Annotated in this window: 19 protein-coding genes; 7 read left to right on the top strand and 12 right to left on the bottom strand. The window is 62.7% G+C overall.

Annotated elements, in window-relative coordinates; translation table 11 throughout:
• Positions 1–297: 297 nt before the first annotated feature.
• The 5 genes from FFS45_RS12170 (at position 298) to FFS45_RS12150 (ending at position 4,025) form a co-directional block, all read left to right on the top strand.
• Positions 298–846, top strand: a complete 549-nt coding sequence (locus FFS45_RS12170; protein WP_137954887.1) for an iron transporter — start codon at positions 298–300, stop codon at positions 844–846.
• A gap of 28 nt (positions 847–874) precedes the next feature.
• Complete coding sequence (locus FFS45_RS12165) at positions 875–1,207, top strand: cupredoxin domain-containing protein (RefSeq protein ID WP_137954886.1); 333 nt, start codon at positions 875–877, stop codon at positions 1,205–1,207.
• A 108-nt stretch (positions 1,208–1,315) separates the two neighbouring features.
• Positions 1,316–2,161 (top strand): FTR1 family protein, encoded by an 846-nt coding sequence (locus FFS45_RS12160; RefSeq protein ID WP_137954885.1) that lies wholly within the window; start codon positions 1,316–1,318, stop codon positions 2,159–2,161.
• On the top strand, positions 2,158–3,582 hold the full coding sequence (locus FFS45_RS12155) for a 4Fe-4S binding protein (protein ID WP_137954884.1): 1,425 nt from the start codon (positions 2,158–2,160) through the stop codon (positions 3,580–3,582). The genes FFS45_RS12160 and FFS45_RS12155 overlap by 4 nt, the downstream gene beginning before the upstream one ends.
• Before the next feature lie 35 nt (positions 3,583–3,617).
• Positions 3,618–4,025 carry a heme-binding protein gene (locus FFS45_RS12150; protein WP_137954883.1) on the top strand — a complete coding sequence of 136 codons (408 nt, stop codon included), beginning with the start codon at positions 3,618–3,620 and terminating at the stop codon, positions 4,023–4,025.
• 395 nt (positions 4,026–4,420) lie between these two features.
• On the opposite strand, the gene FFS45_RS12145 is transcribed toward FFS45_RS12150, so the two are convergent.
• The 4 genes from FFS45_RS12145 to FFS45_RS12130 form a co-directional block, all read right to left on the bottom strand.
• On the bottom strand, positions 4,421–4,681 hold the full coding sequence (locus FFS45_RS12145) for a hemin uptake protein HemP (RefSeq protein ID WP_137954882.1): 261 nt from the start codon (positions 4,679–4,681) through the stop codon (positions 4,421–4,423).
• A 124-nt stretch (positions 4,682–4,805) separates the two neighbouring features.
• Positions 4,806–5,285 (bottom strand): SRPBCC family protein, encoded by a 480-nt coding sequence (locus tag FFS45_RS12140; protein ID WP_137954881.1) that lies wholly within the window; start codon positions 5,283–5,285, stop codon positions 4,806–4,808.
• Positions 5,286–5,379: 94 nt separating this feature from the next.
• On the bottom strand, positions 5,380–5,778 hold the full coding sequence (locus FFS45_RS12135) for an OsmC family protein (RefSeq protein WP_137954880.1): 399 nt from the start codon (positions 5,776–5,778) through the stop codon (positions 5,380–5,382).
• Between the two features lie 199 nt (positions 5,779–5,977).
• The gene (locus FFS45_RS12130) at positions 5,978–6,850 is read right to left on the bottom strand and encodes a pirin family protein (protein WP_137954879.1); all 873 of its coding nucleotides are present in this window, start codon (positions 6,848–6,850) and stop codon (positions 5,978–5,980) included.
• A gap of 123 nt (positions 6,851–6,973) precedes the next feature.
• Here FFS45_RS12130 and FFS45_RS12125 point away from each other — a divergent pair, with 123 nt between their 5' ends.
• On the top strand, positions 6,974–7,981 hold the full coding sequence (locus tag FFS45_RS12125; protein WP_137954878.1) for a LysR family transcriptional regulator: 1,008 nt from the start codon (positions 6,974–6,976) through the stop codon (positions 7,979–7,981).
• A gap of 448 nt (positions 7,982–8,429) precedes the next feature.
• Here the strand turns inward: FFS45_RS12125 and FFS45_RS12120 are convergent, their stop codons facing one another.
• From FFS45_RS12120 to FFS45_RS12085, 8 genes are all read right to left on the bottom strand, one after another.
• Positions 8,430–8,849 (bottom strand): biopolymer transporter ExbD, encoded by a 420-nt coding sequence (locus tag FFS45_RS12120; RefSeq protein ID WP_137954877.1) that lies wholly within the window; start codon positions 8,847–8,849, stop codon positions 8,430–8,432.
• 16 nt (positions 8,850–8,865) lie between these two features.
• The gene (locus tag FFS45_RS12115) at positions 8,866–9,597 is read right to left on the bottom strand and encodes a MotA/TolQ/ExbB proton channel family protein (RefSeq protein WP_137954876.1); all 732 of its coding nucleotides are present in this window, start codon (positions 9,595–9,597) and stop codon (positions 8,866–8,868) included.
• 74 nt (positions 9,598–9,671) lie between these two features.
• A complete protein-coding gene (locus FFS45_RS12110; RefSeq protein ID WP_137954875.1) occupies positions 9,672–10,409 on the bottom strand; it encodes an energy transducer TonB in 738 nt (245 codons plus the stop codon).
• A 245-nt stretch (positions 10,410–10,654) separates the two neighbouring features.
• Positions 10,655–10,891: a (2Fe-2S)-binding protein gene (locus tag FFS45_RS12105; protein ID WP_137954874.1), complete on the bottom strand. Its 237-nt coding sequence runs from the start codon at positions 10,889–10,891 to the stop codon at positions 10,655–10,657.
• Between the two features lie 229 nt (positions 10,892–11,120).
• Positions 11,121–12,032 (bottom strand): glutamate racemase, encoded by a 912-nt coding sequence (murI, locus tag FFS45_RS12100; protein ID WP_137954873.1) that lies wholly within the window; start codon positions 12,030–12,032, stop codon positions 11,121–11,123.
• Positions 12,033–12,162: 130 nt separating this feature from the next.
• Positions 12,163–12,642 carry a bacterioferritin gene (gene bfr / locus FFS45_RS12095; protein ID WP_137954872.1) on the bottom strand — a complete coding sequence of 160 codons (480 nt, stop codon included), beginning with the start codon at positions 12,640–12,642 and terminating at the stop codon, positions 12,163–12,165.
• Positions 12,643–12,822: 180 nt separating this feature from the next.
• Positions 12,823–14,346, bottom strand: coding sequence for a fumarate hydratase (locus FFS45_RS12090; protein WP_137954871.1), 1,524 nt, complete (start codon positions 14,344–14,346; stop codon positions 12,823–12,825).
• A 56-nt stretch (positions 14,347–14,402) separates the two neighbouring features.
• Positions 14,403–15,002, bottom strand: a complete 600-nt coding sequence (locus FFS45_RS12085; RefSeq protein WP_137954870.1) for a TIGR00645 family protein — start codon at positions 15,000–15,002, stop codon at positions 14,403–14,405.
• Between the two features lie 584 nt (positions 15,003–15,586).
• On the opposite strand from FFS45_RS12085, the gene acs reads away from it, so the two are divergent.
• Complete coding sequence (gene acs / locus FFS45_RS12080; protein WP_137954869.1) at positions 15,587–17,569, top strand: acetate--CoA ligase; 1,983 nt, start codon at positions 15,587–15,589, stop codon at positions 17,567–17,569.
• The last annotated feature ends 13 nt before the right edge of the window (positions 17,570–17,582 follow it).

Raw genomic sequence — 17,582 nt, 5'->3', positions numbered from 1 at the left:
GCGCACCTGTCCTCAGTCCTCCACATCCTTCTGACCCCGAGCAAGGCCGTTCTGTAAGGTTTAATTCGGCGGCCTTGCTGGGAAAGTCCTCGACCCAGGCTCCGTGCAAAGTCCTTGTCCTACAAGGACTTCACAGCATTCTTATTTGTTCTCGACCACGAAGAATGATAAACTCGCGACTATATTGAGAATGGTTCGCATTAGCGTTAGTAATTGTGTGAAATGAAATTGCATGAAACGGCGTGCACCATTTTCAGCCCGGTTTCCGTCGTCTCAGTCAAAAAACAAGGAGTTTCAATGCGGGTTTCTTCATTCCTGCGCGGCGGCATGGCTGCCGTCGTCGCGCTTGTCGCGCTCTCGGCAACGGCCGCCGAATATCCGATCGGCAAGCAGCAGATTCAGGGCGGCATGGAAATCGGCGCCGTCTATCTGCAGCCGATCACGATGGAGCCGGAAGGCATGATGCGCAAGGCGTCTGATTCCGACGTTCACCTCGAAGCCGATATCCACGCGGTCAAGAACAACCCGACCGGTTTTGCCGAAGGTGACTGGATGCCGTACCTGCAGGTTGGCTACGAGCTGTCGAAGGCCGGTTCGACCCAGACACAGAAAGGCGAACTGATGGCCATGGTCGCGAGCGACGGTCCGCACTACGGCGATAACGTCAAACTGCAAGGCCCCGGCAAATACCACCTGAAACTCTTCATTGCACCGCCGATGCAAACCGGCCAGATGGCGTTCGGCCGTCACGTCGACAAGGAAACCGGCGTGGGCCCGTGGTTCAAGCCGTTCACGCTCGAATACGACTTCACATACGCAGGCATCGGCAAGAAGGGCGGTTACTGATGACGCGCCACGTCTTCCGGATCAGCCAATGAGAATCAATCGAAAGATCGCCATTCTCGCCATGACGACGTCGCTCGTCGGCGCTGCGTACGCGGCCGACTTGCCGACCTTCAAGCTGGAAATGACCGACGGCAAGCTCAATCCGGCGCGTATCGAAGTGCCGGCCGGTCAGCGCATCAAGATCGAGGTGCGCAACTCGGGTAAGGGCGCGGCTGAGTTCGAAAGCGTCCAGTTGCGCAAGGAGAAGGTGCTCGCACCGGGCGCGGAGTCGTTCGTGGTGATCGCGCCGTTGTCGCCGGGCGAGTACCGGTTTTTCGACGATTTCCATCAGCAGGCGCAAGGCGTGATCGTTGCGAAGTAGTCGCGAAAGCAGTTCGGGCGAGGCTGGGCAACGAGGCTGCGCACGTTAGGTCGGCAATGAGTCCGGGTGTGGCCGCAAGGTGTCCGCCCGGGCAGTAGGAGAAGTTCGATGGGTCAGGTGTTGTTCATCGTGTGGCGGGAGAGCGTCGAGGCGCTGCTGGTCGTCGGCATCCTGTATGCGTGGCTGAAAAACGGCGACGACGACGCGCGCCGCGGCTTGCCGTATCTGTGGGCGGGCGTCGGTGTGGGCATCCTCGCGGCAATCGCGCTAGGCGCGGCGCTGATCGGTTTCACCGAAGTGCTGTCCGGCGACGCGCAGGACTATTTCCAGACTGCGATGGTGCTGGTTGCCTGCGTATTGATCGTGCAGATGGTGCTGTGGATGAAACAGCACGGCCGCACGCTCAAGCGCGACATGGAGCAGTCGCTGCAGCAAAGCACGCGCGATTCGAACTGGTGGGGCATCGCCGTGCTGGTCGCGCTGGCGATTGCCCGTGAAGGCAGCGAGACGGTTATCTTCCTGTACGGCCTCGGTTTCGGCCAGTCGGGCCACGTGGACGGCAGTCAGATGCTCGCTGTGCTGATCGGCCTCGGCCTCGCACTCCTGACGTTCTATGTGCTGCAACTGGGCGGCAAACTCTTCTCGTGGCGGCTCTTTTTCCGCGTCACCGAAATCATGCTGCTGTTCCTCGGTGCGGGCCTGTTCCAGACGGGCGTCGACAAACTGATCGACAAGGAAATGCTGCCCACGCTGGTGGATCAACTGTGGAACACCTCCGCGTTGCTGGACGATTCGGGCACCTTCGGTTCGCTCGTCGCTACGCTGACCGGCTATCGCGCCCATCCGGCGCTGATGAATCTGATTGCCTACGCGGCGTACTGGGGCATTGTGTCTCTGCTGGTGCGCCGCGCCAACCGGCGGCCGGCGCAGCAGACAGCAGGGCGCGCGGCATGAATGGGGCGCTCAGTCGCCCCGGCAACCGCTCCGGTCGTGAGAGCCGGCTCGCTGCCGCCGGCCAGTGGATGCAGCGCCATGGCGGGCTGATTCGCGGCATTCAGTGGGTTGTCGTAGCGGTGTATGCGTTCCTGATCCTGGTGCCGGCCTTTACAGCGCTACCCGACGAGACCGCGCACCTGTGGACCAATCTGACGCTCGCCGCGCAGTTCGTGTTCTGGGGCATCTGGTGGCCATTCGTGCTGCTTTCCATGGTGATGCTCGGCCGCGTGTGGTGCGGGGTGCTGTGCCCCGAGGGCGCGCTCGCCGAATTCGCCAGCAGATTCGGCCGCGGCTGGGCGATTCCGCGCTGGATGCGCTGGGGCGGCTGGCCGTTCGTCGCCTTCGGCCTCACGACCATCTATGGCCAGATGGTGAGCGTCTACCAGTATCCGAAGGCGGTGCTGCTGGTGCTCGGAGGCTCGACCTTTGCCGCAATGATCATCGGTCTGCTGTATGGACGCGAGAAACGTGTCTGGTGCAAATATCTGTGCCCGGTCAACGGGGTCTTTTCGCTTCTGGCGCGGCTCGCACCATTTCACTATAAGGTCAACGAGGACGCCTGGCGCCGCTCGTACAAAGAGGGCGAGCATGGCCATCGCGTGATTCCGGTCAACTGCGCGCCGCTCGTGCCGTTGCGCAACATGAAGGGCGCGGCGGCGTGCCATATGTGCGGCCGCTGCAGCGGTCACCGCGACGCGATTGCCTTGACTTGGCGCGCGCCGTCCTCGGAAGTGGTGGAGCTTGGCGACCGGCAAGCGAGTGCGTGGGATACCGCGTTGATCCTCTACGGCCTGCTCGGCATCGCAATCGGCGCGTTTCACTGGACCGTGTCGACATGGTTCGTCGATCTGAAAATGTTCCTCGCCACCTGGCTGGTGGACCGCGATATCACCTGGCCGCTCGACACCAACGCACCGTGGTTTCTGTTCACCCATTACCCTGAGCAGAACGATGTATTTTCCTGGCTCGACGGCACGCTGGTGATCGCCTATATCGTTGCCACGGGACTCGTCTACGGCACGATCCTGCTGGCGCTGCTGATGGGCGCTACCCGCACCCTGGGCCGCTTCAGTACAGTGCGGCTGCATCATCTCTCGCAAGGGCTGATTCCACTGGCAGGCGCAGGCGTGTTCCTCGGATTGTCGGCGACCACGTTGTCGCTGCTGCGCGCGGAACATGTTTCACTGTGGTGGGCCACTGACCTGCGTATCGCGATCCTCGCCGTGGCCAATCTGTGGAGCGCATGGCTCGCGTGGCTTGTCACGCGTCGTTACAGCGCGCGGCTTTTCCGGCGCGGTCTCGCGATGGTATGGTTTATCTCTGCACTTGCAGTCGTCGATAGTGCGTGGTGGCTGATGTTCTGGGGCTGGACGCGCTAACGGCGTGTTGTGTTCCAGAGACGAAGAGGCTGCCCGTGAGAACCAAACCTGCATTGACCGACGAAGACGTCAAGAAAATGGCCGCCGCTGCCGAAGCGCACGCGCTTGCCAACCAGTGGCATGTAACTGTCGCGATCTTCGACGACGGTGGTCATCTGCTCTATCTGCACCGGATGGACAACACCGCGCCCAGCACCGTCGAAATGGCGATCGGCAAGGGCCGCACGGCCGTACTCGGCCGACGCGAAACCAAAGTGTATGAGGACATCGTCAAGAATGGCCGCACCGCATTCCTGAGCGCGCCGCTGGTGGCGATGGTGGAGGGCGGTGTGCCGATCGTCTTCGAGGACGAGGTGGTGGGCTCGATCGGCGTGTCCGGCGTGAAATCGGAGCAGGATGCGGCCGTGGCGCGCGCGGGCATCGCGGCGCTGGGGAGCGCCTGAACTGCTGGTGTGAACCGCGGGCCTGAATTCCCGGGCCTGAATTCCCGGGCCTGAATCCCCCGGCGCGGCCCGCAAACGCTCGCCGTGTCCGCAGCAAGGGCATGCCGGGCAATGCCGGAACAGCCAGCAAAATCCAGCAAGAGCCAGAAAACACGAAAGCCGTGGGATGTTGCCATCCACACGGCTTCGCTTTACCACTCATTCAATCGTAGCGACCTGCGCCGATTGCGCCTGTCCGCCTTGGGTGAGAACCAAAAAAACGGCCTGGCTTGCTGCGACGGCTGGCTTGGTGTGTTGCACGAAGGGGTCTAGATCTCGCGTGCAAGCCGTCGTGGCTGGCTAATGCCCAACACCTCTCGAGGAGGTGGTCCCCACAATACCCGGTAGATACCTCGTTACTTGGTCAGAATCAGCTTGCCGAGCCGCGTGGCGCGAAGCTGATAGGTTTCGCCGTTATGCACGATGTTGACGTGACTGCGGCCTTGCAGCAGGGTCTCGCTGCGCACGGCCGGCGCAGCGGTTCCAGTTGCCGCGGGACTGCGCTCGGCGGGCTGCCGCGGCGCAGGGGCCGTGGTGCTGGTTTTCGGACGGCTGGTTAGCGCAGCGGCCGCTGGGCGGCGCAGGCTAAGCGTAGAAGAGCGGTTGAGATCGTTCATTCGTTCCGTCGGTTTGTCGATTCGATGGAGTGATTCTAAATGATAATCGTTCCCATTTACAAGATTGCCAAATTCATCGGATTAATATTTCGATAGCCATCATCCCGCATTGCCCCGCCAGCGCTCAATGCAGCGCGCCGGGCTCCTTGCCTTGCACGTATTGGCGAATCAGCCGCACCGTGTCGATATCCGACTCGCGGTATGCCGACTTGACGATCTCCTGCGTCTGACGGGCGTCTTCATCGTCGGCGACGGGCAGGGTGGTGCTGTATTCGAAGCGCAGGAACAGTTGCAGCTCGTCGGGTTGCTCGATCGTCATGGTGAGCGAACCGCCCACATAGGTTTCAGTGGCGAGGATGTCGTAGCGCACGCTCTGGTTGGTCTGCAGCGTAACGCGGTCGCGCACCGTCACCTGGCCATAGTGCAGTTCGCGCTCGAGCGTGTCCTCGGTGCGCGACAGGATCGTGCAGGTATCGAGGCCCAGCACGAAGAGCTGCGGCTGTTCGGCGCGCAGCACGAGGCCTTCCCACAACTGTTCGCGGGTCAGGGTTTCAACGAGCGGATTCAGCGGGTCGTTGATCTGGATGAGGTGTTCGAAATTCAAAACGAAGACTTCCTTAATTGGGCGAGCGCTTTCAGCGCTGCGCCATGGGCCATAGGCCATGTGTCCGTATTCGCGAGGCGCACTGTCTGGCGGATCAGGCGGCGGTGAGGCCAGAGCGGATCGTGATCGGATGCGTGAGGATCTTGTGGACCGGGCACGCATTGGCGATCTGCAGCAGACGTTCGCGCTGCTCATCGGACAAATCGCCCTCCAGCACAATCTGCCGGTCGATTGTCGAACCTTCGCCGTCGCTGGTCATCGAGAGCGTGACGCGTACGTCGGCAAGCGGCCAGCCCTTGCGCTGCGCATACATTTTCAGCGTGATCGACGTGCAGGCGCCCAGACTCGACAGCAGGATCGACACGGGGCCAGGTCCGCGGTCGCCGCCGCCTTGCGACGCCGGTTCGTCGGCGAGCCATGTGTGTTTGCCGTCGTCGAGAAGAACCTGAAAATTCGTCGAGCCAATATGGGCGGTGACGGTGGACTCTGACATGCGCGCTCCTGAACAGGGACGAGGTTCGCCGCGCGGCGCAGCGAGCTACGGCGCGCGGCACGAGCCGCTATTGTGAACGAAATCGTCCGGCTTCGCGCCCCACACGCCATGGCGCCGGGCGGCCCGTTCAGTCAGTGCGGCGAGCGGCGGGCCTATGCGAGGCGCAAGCCCGCTGCCGCTCGCCGTGAGCAGGTCAGCTTCAGTGGGTGATTTGTCCCATGCGGCCCGCCTGGTAGTCGGTCACCGCCTGGCGAATCTCATCTTCGGTGTTCATGACGAACGGGCCGTAGCGCACCACCGGTTCCTTCAGCGGCACGCCGCCCAGCAGCAGGAGCTCAAGCGGCTCCTCACCGGCGGCAAAGGTCACGGTATCGCCGTCATTGCCGAACACGACCATCTGCTGCGCGCCGATTTCGCGGCCTTCCTCGCCGTAGAGGCCCTTGCCCGAGAGCGCATAAGCGAACACACGGTAGTTGGCCGGCACGGCATGCACCAGCTTCGCGCCCGGTTGCAGCGTGAAATGCTGATAGAGGATCGGGGTCCGCGTTTCGATGGCGGCCGTCACGCCCAGTGCTTCGCCCGCAATCACTTTCACGCTGACGTTGCCGTCAGCGGAAGTTGCAACCGGAATCTGCGCCGACGGCATTTCCTGGTAGCGCGGCGCGATCATCTTGTCGCTGCGCGGCAGGTTGACCCACAGTTGCAGACCATGCACGCGGCCACCGGTGCGCACGAACTCCGGATCGGGCATTTCGCTGTGGACGACGCCCGCGCCGGCGGTCATCCATTGCACGTCGCCGGCATGCAGCGTGCCCGAGTGACCCGCCGAGTCCTTGTGACCGAACTGGCCCTCCAGCACGTAAGTAACCGTCTCGAAGCCGCGGTGCGGATGGTCCGGTGCGCCCTTGGCTTCGCCGGGGGCGTAGTCGACCGGGCCCATTTCGTCGAGCAGCAGAAACGGGTCGAAGTCCATCAGCATGCGGGTCGGAAACGGGCGGTGGACGATAAAGCCGCCGCCTTCGGTCGTGCGAACCGCAGGGTACGTGCGTTCGATCGTGCGTGTCGAGCTCATCAAAAGTCACCTTGAAAAATGGGGAATAGCGTTATTTCTGAAACATAGAGCTATTATAGGGACCGTTTTTCGAGGTGCCAGCCACCGTCACGCAATGGATTGTTCTATTCATGGAACGATGAGATGAAGATCGATTCACACAATCTGAACGACCTGATGTACTTTTCCCAGGTCGTCGAGCACGGTGGATTTTCTGCCGCGGAACGGGTGCTGGGTATTTCGAAGTCGCGCCTGTCGCGACGTTTGACCGAGCTGGAGGCGTCGCTGGGCGTGCGTTTGCTGCAGCGCTCCACGCGCAAGCTCGCGCTGACTGAGGCAGGGCAGCTGTTTTACCAGCATTGCCAGGCAATGCTCTCGGAAGCGCAGGCGGCCGTCAATGTCGTGCAGCAATTGCGCTCATCGCCGCGCGGCACGGTGCGCGTGAGCGTGCCGGTCACCATGTCGCAGACGGTGCTGTCGCAGATCCTGCCGGAATTCATGCACCGCTATCCGGAAGTGCGGGTGGTGATGCGCGTGACCAATCGCGTCGTCGACCTGTTCGAGGATTCGATCGATGTTGCATTGCGAGTACGTTCGGAGCCGCCGGAAAACGCCAACATCGTGGTGCGGCCGTTGTGGCGCACCCAGCAGATGCTGGTGGGCGCGCCGAGCCTGCTGCAGCAGAATGCGCCGCCGCTGCTGCCGGCCGACCTGGCCCGCTTCGAGACGCTTGATACGCCGACCACCGATGGCCGTCACGTGTTTCAACTGATCGCACCGGACGGCACGCGCCATACGCTCGAACACGAGCCGCGCCTCGTGAGCGCCGACCTGATGATGATTCGCGAGGCGGTGCTGGCGGGCGTCGGCATTGCTGCGTTGCCGGAGATGATGTACGGCGCCGCGCTGCGCGCAGGGCAACTGTCGCCGGTGATGCCGGGCTGGACGCTGCCTTCGCCGCAGCTTTACGCGGTATTCGTGTCGCGCCAGGGCATGGTGCCCGCGGTGCGAGCCTTCGTCGATTACCTGGTCGAAATGCTGGACCCGGATACCGGCAAGCACATCATGGGCGAATGTCCGACGGCTGCGGAAAAGCGCAAGGCACAGGAGCGCAGCGCGGCTGCGCAAACCACTGCGCCGGAAGTGGTATAGGCTGCCGTCCGAACTATTTATGCAAGCGTGTGCAAGCACGGGCAAGCAAGAAAATGCGTGCTGTAACGAAGCAGGTCATCATGGATGAAAGCGTTCAGCGCACAACGTCATATCGTTTTGGCATTTAAACGCCGCCGGCGATCAGTACTTTCAATGGGCCTTTGCTTGAACCTCTGCGCCGACGGGCTTATAGTGAAATCCCTTCGCTAAGGAGTCTCTTACGCGAAAACTCATGGCCGCTATCATAGCGAGCCTGATAGGGCTGATCGCGCTGTCCGTGTCGACCACGGCTGTCGCATGTGGAGACATTCGCTAATCATCCGATGGCGGGTGTTCTCGCCGCCCGAAGGCGCCGAGTGCGCACAAAAAAAGGCCTTCATCCGACGATGAGGGCCTTTTACTTTGGGCCCTGAAAACAGGGCCTTTTTGCGCCGTGCCAGCTTGTGCGCTAGTGGCTCACGGGTTGCGTGACGAAGCCGATCTTCGTGAGGCCGCCGGCCTGCGCCGCCGACATGACTTCGGCTACCTTTTCATACGCAACCTTGCGGTCCGCGTTCAGATGCAGTTCCGGTTGCGGATTGGCCTGCGCGGCCTGGGCGATCTTCGCACGCAGTTCGTCGCTGCTGACTTTCTGCTGATCCCACAGCACCGTGCCGTCGGCTTCCACCGATACATTCACCTGTACCGGCTTGGTCTCTTCTTTCTGGCTGCTCGCGTGCGGCAGATCGATTTTCACTGCGTGACGGATCACCGGAATCGTCACCATGAAGACGATCAGGAGAACCAACATGACGTCGACGAGCGGCGTCATGTTGATTTCGTTCATCAGGCCGTCGTCATCGTCGCTGGCGAAGGGGCTCATTCCCATCGGAGTACCTCGCTGATCAGTTGGCGCGGGTGGCGAGGCGCAGGCCGTCGCCGCGCTTGGACGACGACAGGCGTGCACCCGTCACGAAGAACGCATGCAGGCCGTGGGCGAAGCGGTTCAGCTTGGTGACGATCGCCTTGTTCGCACGGGTCAGCGCGTTGTAGCCGAGCACGGCCGGAATCGCCACGAACAGGCCGAACGCGGTCATGATCAGCGCTTCGCCGACCGGACCCGCTACCTGGTCGATCGAACTCTGGCCGCTCACGCCGATTGCCAGCAGCGCATGATAGATGCCCCATACCGTGCCGAACAGGCCGACGAACGGCGCCGTGCTGCCGATCGACGCGAGGACCGCGAGACCGCTCTGCATGCGCGCGATGCTGTCGTCCATGGTGTCTTTCAGGCAACGCGTGATCCAGTCCGACACGTCCATGCGATCGTGCAGATGCGGTTGCGTCTGATGATGATGATCGGCGGCTTCCTGACCCGACAGGGCGAGCGCGAGAAACGGGTTGTCCTGCGGGTCCGAGGTACCGGCGCCGAGTTTCTTCACGCCATCGGAGAGGTCATCCGAATGCCAGAACAGTTGCTCGGCGTTCTTCGTCAGACGCTTCAGGCGCATCACGTTCCAGGCCTTGATGACGATCACGCTCCACGACAGCACGGACATGATCAGCAGCGCGAGCGCGATACCGCGCGTCACGAAATCCCCTTGTGCCCAGACGTGGGCCAAACCGTAGTTCTGCATTGCTATTCCTTTTTTAAAATCCGTTTGAGCGGCTCCGTTGCACGGCCCGCTCAATCGCTCGTCGATCCGGCTGGCTAGTCATCCAGACCGAACTGGTATGGCTGGGTGTAGGCGGCTCGGACCGCCACGCCGTTTTCCACATAAGGCTTGCAGGTGCTCGCATGCACGGCGGCGAGCGCCGCGTCGTCGAGACGGTCGAAGCCGCTGCTCTTTTTCAGTTCGATGTTCTCGAGCGTGCCGGTGAGGCCCACGACGAACCTGACATAGGCGGTACCGGTTTCACCGCGGCGCCGCGACAGGGCCGGGTAGTCGGGCTTCGCGATATTGCAGTCGAGATGCGCGACGTTTTTGGGCGCGCTGATTTCCATTGTCGGCCGGCCGATGGCGGGCGCGGCGGCAGCAGCCGGGGCCGCAGGGGCCGCGGGCGCAGGCGGCGCGGATTGCGCGGCGGGCGCGGTCGGCGACGGCGTTGCTGCTTGCGGCAACGGCATCGGTGTGGGCTTCGGCGCCGGGGTGGGGCGCGCCTGCACCTTCGTCTTCGGGTGCGGGACGGGCGGAGTCGGCTTGGGCGGCGGCGGGGCGATCGATTGCAGGGCTGCTGGCGCTGCCACAGGCGCGGGACTCAGCAGCTCGGCAGTCATCGTGCGCGATTCGAGCGGGCGAACCGGCTCGTCGTGGCGCATGCTGAGAACCACCGCAAGCAGCGCGACGTGGATGACGGCAACCGTGGCGGTCGCCGTTACGGCACGGGAATTCATACGACGGGCAGGCACCGGCGCGAGGCCGGCTGGGACGGTAGGCGAGGCGCGCATGTCAGCGCAGCCGCGCGCCGTCGATACCGGATCTACGACAAAGCAACGTCATTTTCGGAATATCAGCAGCGAAATGCACAGTGTGGTCACGAAACCAATCAGCAATTCCATCTCGAACTCCTGTTACGGGGTGAGCGGGGGTAGCTGGCTGGTACGTGTACTGGCTTGCTGACGGCAGTGGACTAAAGCGTGAGGCGCTGGCGCCCGGCACGCTCGAGGCACGGCGCAAGGCCGTGCCGGCAAGATCAGGCGGCCTTGCGTTCGTAGAACGTAACCGGCACCGGATGCGAATGATGCTCAACGCCGCAACGGCTCGCGCACACGCCGCTTTGCGCCATCACGTCGCGCACCGACTCTTCGCACTTGCCGCAGCACATGGCGACGCCCAGCTCGAACTGGAGTTCGTCGAACGAATCGACGCCTTCCGCGATCGAGGCACGGATCTTCCGGTCGGATACAGACTTGCAGACGCAGACAATCATAGTGGGGCGCAATAGCTAACGTTAATGCGAATTATTATCATTTTGTTTGATGCGTTTGGCAAGCGCCCCGTGCGGATTTTTGTAACAAAACCAGGCTGTTAGCAGGGGTACCCAGTTTTGGATGGGGTCAGATGAAGGTGGGAAAGCCGCGGTCGGGAGACCGCCAGCGGCCGGAATGAAGGGCCGCATGCTGCGAGGCGCGAATGAAGGCCGCGACTGAAGACCCGCCCTAAGCGGCTTGCGAGTCGGCGGCGAGGGTGCGCCGTGAGGGGATGACCACTTGTTCCACCGGCGCCTCGATCCGGAGCAGGGTGGCGGCAAGCTGCTGCAGATGCGCGCCGTCGCTGGTCGAGCAAAATCGGGGCAGATCGGCGGCCTGAGCGGTTGCCGCGCGCAGGCCATGCTGGTCCAGCACGCGCTCCAGTTGACGGGCAATGGCCACGCTGGTGTCGATCAACGTCATGCGCTCGCCGACGATTTCGCGGATTGCCGCATCGAGAAACGGGTAGTGCGTGCAGCCGAGCACCAGGGTGTCGGCGCCGGCATCGAGCATCGGTTGCAGATAGCTGTCGAGCAGCGCACGGAGTTCGGCTGAGCCGATATCGCAGCGCTCGATGGCCTGTACCAGTCCATGGCCGGGCTGGCAGAGAAAGCGGCAGTCGGCGGCGTAGCGTTCCAGCAGGGTCTGAAAACGGGCGCTGCGCAGCGTCACCTGGGTGGCGAGCACGCCGGCCACGCGGCTTTTCGATTGCTGGGCAGCCGGTTTGATACCCGGCTCCACGCCGATCAGCGGAATCGGCAGGCGCTCGCGCACCAGCGCGATGGATTGGGCTGTCGCCGTGTTGCAGGCTACCACCAGCACCTTGGCGCCTTGCTTGACGAGCCATTGGCCGATGGCGAGCGTGCGGTCGGCAATAAAGTCGTCGTCGCGCTCGCCGTAGGGAGCGTACAGCGAGTCGGCTACGTAGATGACTGCTTCGTTCGGCAACTGCGCGCGCACCGCCCGCAGCACGGACAGACCACCCAGGCCCGAGTCGAATACGCCCACCGGCGCATGAGCCGCCGCGGCCGTAGAGAACGGCTCGCCGGCGGTGTAAGCCGCGGGTGCGTCAAGGCCAGCGTCTGACGAAGCGGTATGCATGGGAGCAGTCACGGGAGCGGGCAAAGGTGCAAGGGGCGCGAAGGGTGCAAATGGGGCAAAGGGTGCAGGCAGGAGCCGATGAATCGGTCAAACCCGTGCAGTCTATCTTGAGTTGCACGGGCTACGCCGCTTAGGACCCGATCGAGCCCACGGCGGATTGCTGGTAGTTCTGGATGCCGACCTTGTCGATCAGGTCCAGTTGCGTTTCCAGCCAGTCGATATGTTCTTCCGTGTCGTCGAGGATCTTCACGAAGATCTCGCGCGAGATGAAATCGCGAACTGATTCGCAATACACGATGGCTTCCTTGCAGGTGCCCTGTGAAATCTGCTCGAGCTTCAGGTCGCATTCGAGGATCTCTTTGGTTTCCTCGCCGATCAGCAGCTTGTGCAGGTCCTGCAGGTTCGGCAGCCCGTCGAGCATGAAAATGCGTTCGATGAGCCAGTCGGCGTGCTTCATTTCGCCGATCGATTCGTCGTACTCATGCTTGCCGAGCTTGTCGAGGCCCCAGTGCTTGTACATCCGTGCATGCAGGAAGTACTGGTTGATCGCAGTCAGTTCGTTCTTCAACTGAGCGTTCAGATATTCGATAACTTTCTTGTCGCCTTGCATGGTCTTTTCCTTGTGGGGCTCTGAATTTCGATTTTCAACAACAATAAACGCCTGACCCGAAAAAGCCAAGGATCGCAGCATTTTTTGACACGTACCCGTGGCGAGTAACGGCTTGAAATGCAAAAGCCGGGACCGTGGGCCCCGGCTTTCGTCAACTGACGCTGGGCGTTGAAACGCTGTTTAAGCCGTCGCGACCGGAATCTTGCCGATCTTTGCCTGCCATTCCTTCGGACCGGTCTGGTGGACCGAAGTGCCGTTCGAATCGACGGCAACCGTTACCGGCATGTCCTGCACATCGAACTCGTAGATGGCTTCCATGCCAAGGTCTTCGAACGCGAGGACCTTCGCGCTGCGGATCGCCTTCGAGACGAGGTAAGCCGCGCCGCCCACCGCCATCAGATACGCGGCGTTGTGCTTCTTGATCGCCTCGATGGCAACCGGGCCGCGTTCGGCCTTGCCGATCATCGAAATGAGACCTGTTTGCGACAACATCATCTCGGTGAACTTGTCCATGCGGGTTGCCGTGGTCGGGCCAGCCGGGCCGACGGCTTCATCGCGCACCGGATCGACCGGGCCGACGTAATAGATCACGCGGTTGGTGAAGTCGACCGGCAGCTTTTCGCCCTTGGCGAGCATGTCGGCGATGCGCTTGTGCGCAGCGTCGCGGCCCGTCAACATCTTGCCGGACAGCAGCAGCGTCTGGCCCGGCGTCCACGAGGCGACTTCCTCCGGCGTCAGCGTGTTCAGATCGACGCGCTTGCTCTTTTCCGTATCCGGTTCCCACTGCACCTTCGGCCATGCGTCGAGCGACGGCGCTTCGAGTTTGGCGACGCCCGAGCCGTCCAGCGTGAAGTGTGCGTGACGGGTCGCCGCGCAGTTCGGGATGATGGCGATCGGCTTGCTCGCGGCATGCGTCGGAGCGGCCATGATCTTGACGTCGAGCACGGTGGCGAGACCGCCGAGACCCTGCGCGCCGATCCCGAGTGCGTTGACCTTCTCGTGCAGTTCGACGCGCAGTTCTTCGATCCAGTCCTTCGGGCCGCGTGCGATGACATCCTGAATGTCGATCGGATCCATCAGCGATTCCTTGGCCATCACCATGGCTTTTTCAGCGGTGCCGCCGATGCCGATGCCGAGCATGCCCGGCGGGCACCAGCCGGCGCCCATGGTCGGCACGGTCTTCAGGATCCAGTCGACGATCGAGTCCGACGGGTTCAGCATGGCGAACTTCGACTTGTTTTCCGAGCCGCCGCCCTTGGCTGCGACCTGCACGTCGACCTTGTCGCCCGGCACGATCTCGTAGTGAATCACGGCAGGCGTGTTGTCCCTGGTGTTCTTGCGAGCGCCTTCCGGCGGGCTCACGATCGAAGCGCGCAGCACGTTGTCCGGGTTCAGGTAACCGCGGCGCACGCCTTCGTTGATCATGTCGGTGACGCCCATGGTCGCACCGTCCCAACGCACGTCCATCCCCACCTTCACGAACACCGTGACGATGCCGGTGTCCTGGCAGATCGGGCGCTTGCCTTCCGCGCACATGCGGCTGTTGGTCAGGATCTGCGCGATCGCATCTTTCGCCGCCGGGCTCTGTTCGAGCTCGTAGGCGCGGCCGAGGGCCTGGATGTAGTCGAGCGGGTGGTAATAGCTGATGTACTGGAGCGAATCGGCAATGCTCTGGATCAGGTCTTCCTGTTTGATGACGGTCATGGCTAGCTCAGTGGGGACAATGGGCGCTTGTTGTACTGATTGCATGGGCTGCGCAATCAGTCTTGCGCCTTCAGGGGAGTGGAAACAGGTTGCGGCACAGCCGGCTCATGGAAATGCGCCGGATGGGTATGCGTGGTCAGCCGGTCGACGACGGCCATGACGACCGCGGACAGCAGGAACGCCAGGTGAATGATCACCTGCCACATGATGGTGTGGGTGGAGTTCTGGTCGGGGCTGATAAAGGTCTTCAGCAAGTGGATCGACGAGATGCTGATCAGCGCCATGGAAAGCTTGACCTTCAGCACGCCGGCGTTCACGTGGTCGAGCCATTCGGGCTCGTCCGGGTGGCCTTCGACGCCCAGGCGCGACACAAAGGTTTCATACCCGCCGATGATCACCATGATCAGCAGGTTCGAGATCATCACCACGTCGATCAGGCCGAGCACGACCAGCATGATGTTGGTTTCGTCGAGCGTCATCGAAGCCGTGACGAGGTGCCAGACTTCCTTGAGGAACAGGACGACGTAGACGCCTTGCGCGACGATCAGGCCGAGGTAGAGCGGTACCTGCAGCCAGCGGCTCATGAAGATGACGGCGGGCAGAGGGCGCATCGGGCGGCGCGTTTTACCAGCGGAATCGGGACGCGGAGCGGACATAGGCAAGAATCAGGGCGATGAATCAGGGCGATGAGATCGGGCTGGAATCGGCCGGCGCGCAATGGCCTGAGCGCGAGGCAAAGCACAGGCAATAACCGGGCAGGCGCACCGCCAAGCGTGAGGGAAACCCCACAGCAGGCGCGCTATTGTACAGCCACATCCGGGTTTACCTGGTGGAGACAGGCAAACGCGCCGACGGTGCTGGAATCCGGCCGGCCAGTTCAGTTAGCATGGTAAAAGGGCACGTACGACACCCGCTGCGCCCGGCGGCAAGGGCGCCGCGGCAACACGCCAGCGGCTAAACGGGTAGCATCCCGCTCTGTGAGGCTTGCGTAAGTGGCCGGTAAGTTGCAACGTTTATGGTGGTAAGTGAACGGGCCGATCGCTGAAGTCCGCGCGTGTTGCGATGCGGCATGCGGGTTCGGCAGTTGGCTGCGCAGGGAATGAAGGCCCTGCGCGAGGGTTGGAGACAGGCGCCGCTGAGCGGCTATGGGCCTATGCGCCCAGGCGGCGTCGCCATGACATGATGCGCCACCGGCGCGTCAGCACAGGATTTACGTTTCATCTTCACCAAGGGGTAGTCGATGTCTGCGATTGAATCGGTTCTTCAGGAACGCCGCGTTTTCCCACCTCCCGCCGAGGCAGTGGCGGGTGCGGCGATCTCGGGTATGGACGCGTACCGGGCGCTCGCCGCCGAGGCGGAGCGCGATTACGAAGGCTTCTGGGGGCATCTCGCGAACGAAACGCTGAGCTGGCACAAGCCCTTCAGCAAGGTGCTCGACGAGTCGAAAGCGCCGTTCTACACGTGGTTCGAGGACGGCGAACTGAACGCCTCGTATAACAGCCTCGATCGCCATGTCGAAGCAGGCCACGGCCAGCGCGTCGCGATCGTCTTCGAAGCCGACGACGGCACCGTCACCAACGTCACCTATCAGGATCTGCTGCAGCGTGTCAGCCGCTTCGCGAATGCGCTGAAGAAGCGCGGCGTGAAGAAGGGCGACCGCGTGGTGATCTATATGCCGATGTCGGTCGAAGGCATCGTCGCCATGCAGGCTTGCGCGCGCATCGGCGCCACGCATTCGGTGGTGTTCGGCGGCTTCTCGTCGAAGTCGCTGAACGAGCGTCTCGTCGACGTGGGCGCGGTGGCGCTCGTCACGTCGGATGAACAGATGCGCGGCGGCAAGGCCTTGCCGCTCAAGAACATTGCTGACGAAGCGCTGGCAATGGGCGGCTGCGAGGCCGTCAAGAGCGTGATCGTCTACCAGCGGACCGGCGGCAAGATCGCATGGCACGAAGGCCGCGACCTGTGGATGCATGAGATCACCCAGAGCGAGCCGGATCAGTGCGCGCCGGAGTGGGTGGGCGCGGAGCATCCGCTGTTTATCCTCTACACCTCGGGTTCGACCGGCAAGCCGAAGGGCGTGCAGCACAGCACCGGCGGCTATCTGCTGTGGGCCGCGCAGACGCTGAAGTGGACCTTCGACTGGAAGCCCACCGATGTGTTCTGGTGTACCGCGGACATCGGCTGGATCACCGGCCACAGCTACATCACGTATGGGCCGCTGACGCTCGGCGGCACCCAGGTGGTGTTCGAAGGCGTGCCGACCTATCCGAATGCGGGCCGCTTCTGGGACATGATCGCGAGACACAAGGTGTCGCTGTTCTATACGGCGCCCACCGCGATCCGCTCGCTCATCAAGGCCGCCGAAGCCGATGCGAAGATTCATCCGAAGAGCTATGACCTGTCGTCGCTGCGCGTGATCGGCACGGTCGGTGAGCCGATCAATCCGGAAGCATGGGTGTGGTATCACGAGAACGTCGGCGGCGGCCGTTGCCCGATCGTCGATACGTGGTGGCAGACGGAGACCGGCGGTCACATGATTACGCCGCTGCCGGGCGCGACGCCGCTGGTGCCGGGTTCGTGCACACTGCCGCTGCCGGGCATCATGGCCGCGGTGGTGGACGAAACGGGCCAGGACGTGCCGAACGGGCAGGGCGGGATTCTGGTGGTCAAGCGGCCGTGGCCTTCCATGCTGCGCAACGTGTGGGGCGACCCGGACCGCTACAAGAAGAGCTATTTCCCTGAAGAGCTCGGCGGCAAGCTCTATCTCGCCGGCGACGGCGCGGTGCGCGACAAGGAAACCGGCTACTTCACGATCATGGGCCGCATCGACGACGTGCTCAACGTCTCGGGTCACCGGCTCGGCACGATGGAGATCGAGTCGGCGCTGGTGTCCAATCCGATCGTCGCAGAAGCGGCAGTGGTGGGGCGTCCCGACGATACGACCGGTGAAGCCGTATGCGCGTTCGTGGTGCTGAAGCGCTCGCGTCCGGAGGGCGAGGAGGCGGTGAAGATCGCCAACGAACTGCGGGCATGGGTGGGCAAGGAGATCGGGCCGATCGCCAAGCCGAAGGACATCCGCTTTGGCGACAACCTGCCGAAGACGCGCTCGGGCAAGATCATGCGCCGCCTGCTGCGCTCGCTGGCGAAAGGCGAGGCGATTACGCAGGACGTGTCGACGCTGGAGAATCCGGCGATTCTCGATCAGCTTGGCGAGTCGCTTTGAGCTGCAGGTCGGG

Source organism: Burkholderia sp. 4M9327F10 (genome assembly GCF_005503145.1).
In the GTDB taxonomy this organism is placed as follows: domain Bacteria; phylum Pseudomonadota; class Gammaproteobacteria; order Burkholderiales; family Burkholderiaceae; genus Paraburkholderia.
The sequence above is the reverse complement of the archived record's forward strand: the minus strand, read 5'-3'. Positions and strand labels throughout refer to the sequence as shown.

Coding starts and splice junctions, on each gene's coding strand:
- FFS45_RS12170 (WP_137954887.1), top strand. CDS start 298: ATGCGGGTTTCTTCATTCCTGCGCGGCGGCATGGCTGCCGTCGTCGCG.
- FFS45_RS12165 (WP_137954886.1), top strand. CDS start 875: ATGAGAATCAATCGAAAGATCGCCATTCTCGCCATGACGACGTCGCTC.
- FFS45_RS12160 (WP_137954885.1), top strand. CDS start 1,316: ATGGGTCAGGTGTTGTTCATCGTGTGGCGGGAGAGCGTCGAGGCGCTG.
- FFS45_RS12155 (WP_137954884.1), top strand. CDS start 2,158: ATGAATGGGGCGCTCAGTCGCCCCGGCAACCGCTCCGGTCGTGAGAGC.
- FFS45_RS12145 (WP_137954882.1), bottom strand. CDS start 4,681: ATGAACGATCTCAACCGCTCTTCTACGCTTAGCCTGCGCCGCCCAGCG.
- FFS45_RS12135 (WP_137954880.1), bottom strand. CDS start 5,778: ATGTCAGAGTCCACCGTCACCGCCCATATTGGCTCGACGAATTTTCAG.
- FFS45_RS12130 (WP_137954879.1), bottom strand. CDS start 6,850: ATGAGCTCGACACGCACGATCGAACGCACGTACCCTGCGGTTCGCACG.
- FFS45_RS12125 (WP_137954878.1), top strand. CDS start 6,974: ATGAAGATCGATTCACACAATCTGAACGACCTGATGTACTTTTCCCAG.
- FFS45_RS12120 (WP_137954877.1), bottom strand. CDS start 8,849: ATGGGAATGAGCCCCTTCGCCAGCGACGATGACGACGGCCTGATGAAC.
- FFS45_RS12115 (WP_137954876.1), bottom strand. CDS start 9,597: ATGCAGAACTACGGTTTGGCCCACGTCTGGGCACAAGGGGATTTCGTG.
- FFS45_RS12110 (WP_137954875.1), bottom strand. CDS start 10,409: ATGCGCGCCTCGCCTACCGTCCCAGCCGGCCTCGCGCCGGTGCCTGCC.
- FFS45_RS12105 (WP_137954874.1), bottom strand. CDS start 10,891: ATGATTGTCTGCGTCTGCAAGTCTGTATCCGACCGGAAGATCCGTGCC.
- murI (WP_137954873.1), bottom strand. CDS start 12,032: ATGCATACCGCTTCGTCAGACGCTGGCCTTGACGCACCCGCGGCTTAC.
- bfr (WP_137954872.1), bottom strand. CDS start 12,642: ATGCAAGGCGACAAGAAAGTTATCGAATATCTGAACGCTCAGTTGAAG.
- FFS45_RS12090 (WP_137954871.1), bottom strand. CDS start 14,346: ATGACCGTCATCAAACAGGAAGACCTGATCCAGAGCATTGCCGATTCG.
- FFS45_RS12085 (WP_137954870.1), bottom strand. CDS start 15,002: ATGTCCGCTCCGCGTCCCGATTCCGCTGGTAAAACGCGCCGCCCGATG.
- acs (WP_137954869.1), top strand. CDS start 15,587: ATGTCTGCGATTGAATCGGTTCTTCAGGAACGCCGCGTTTTCCCACCT.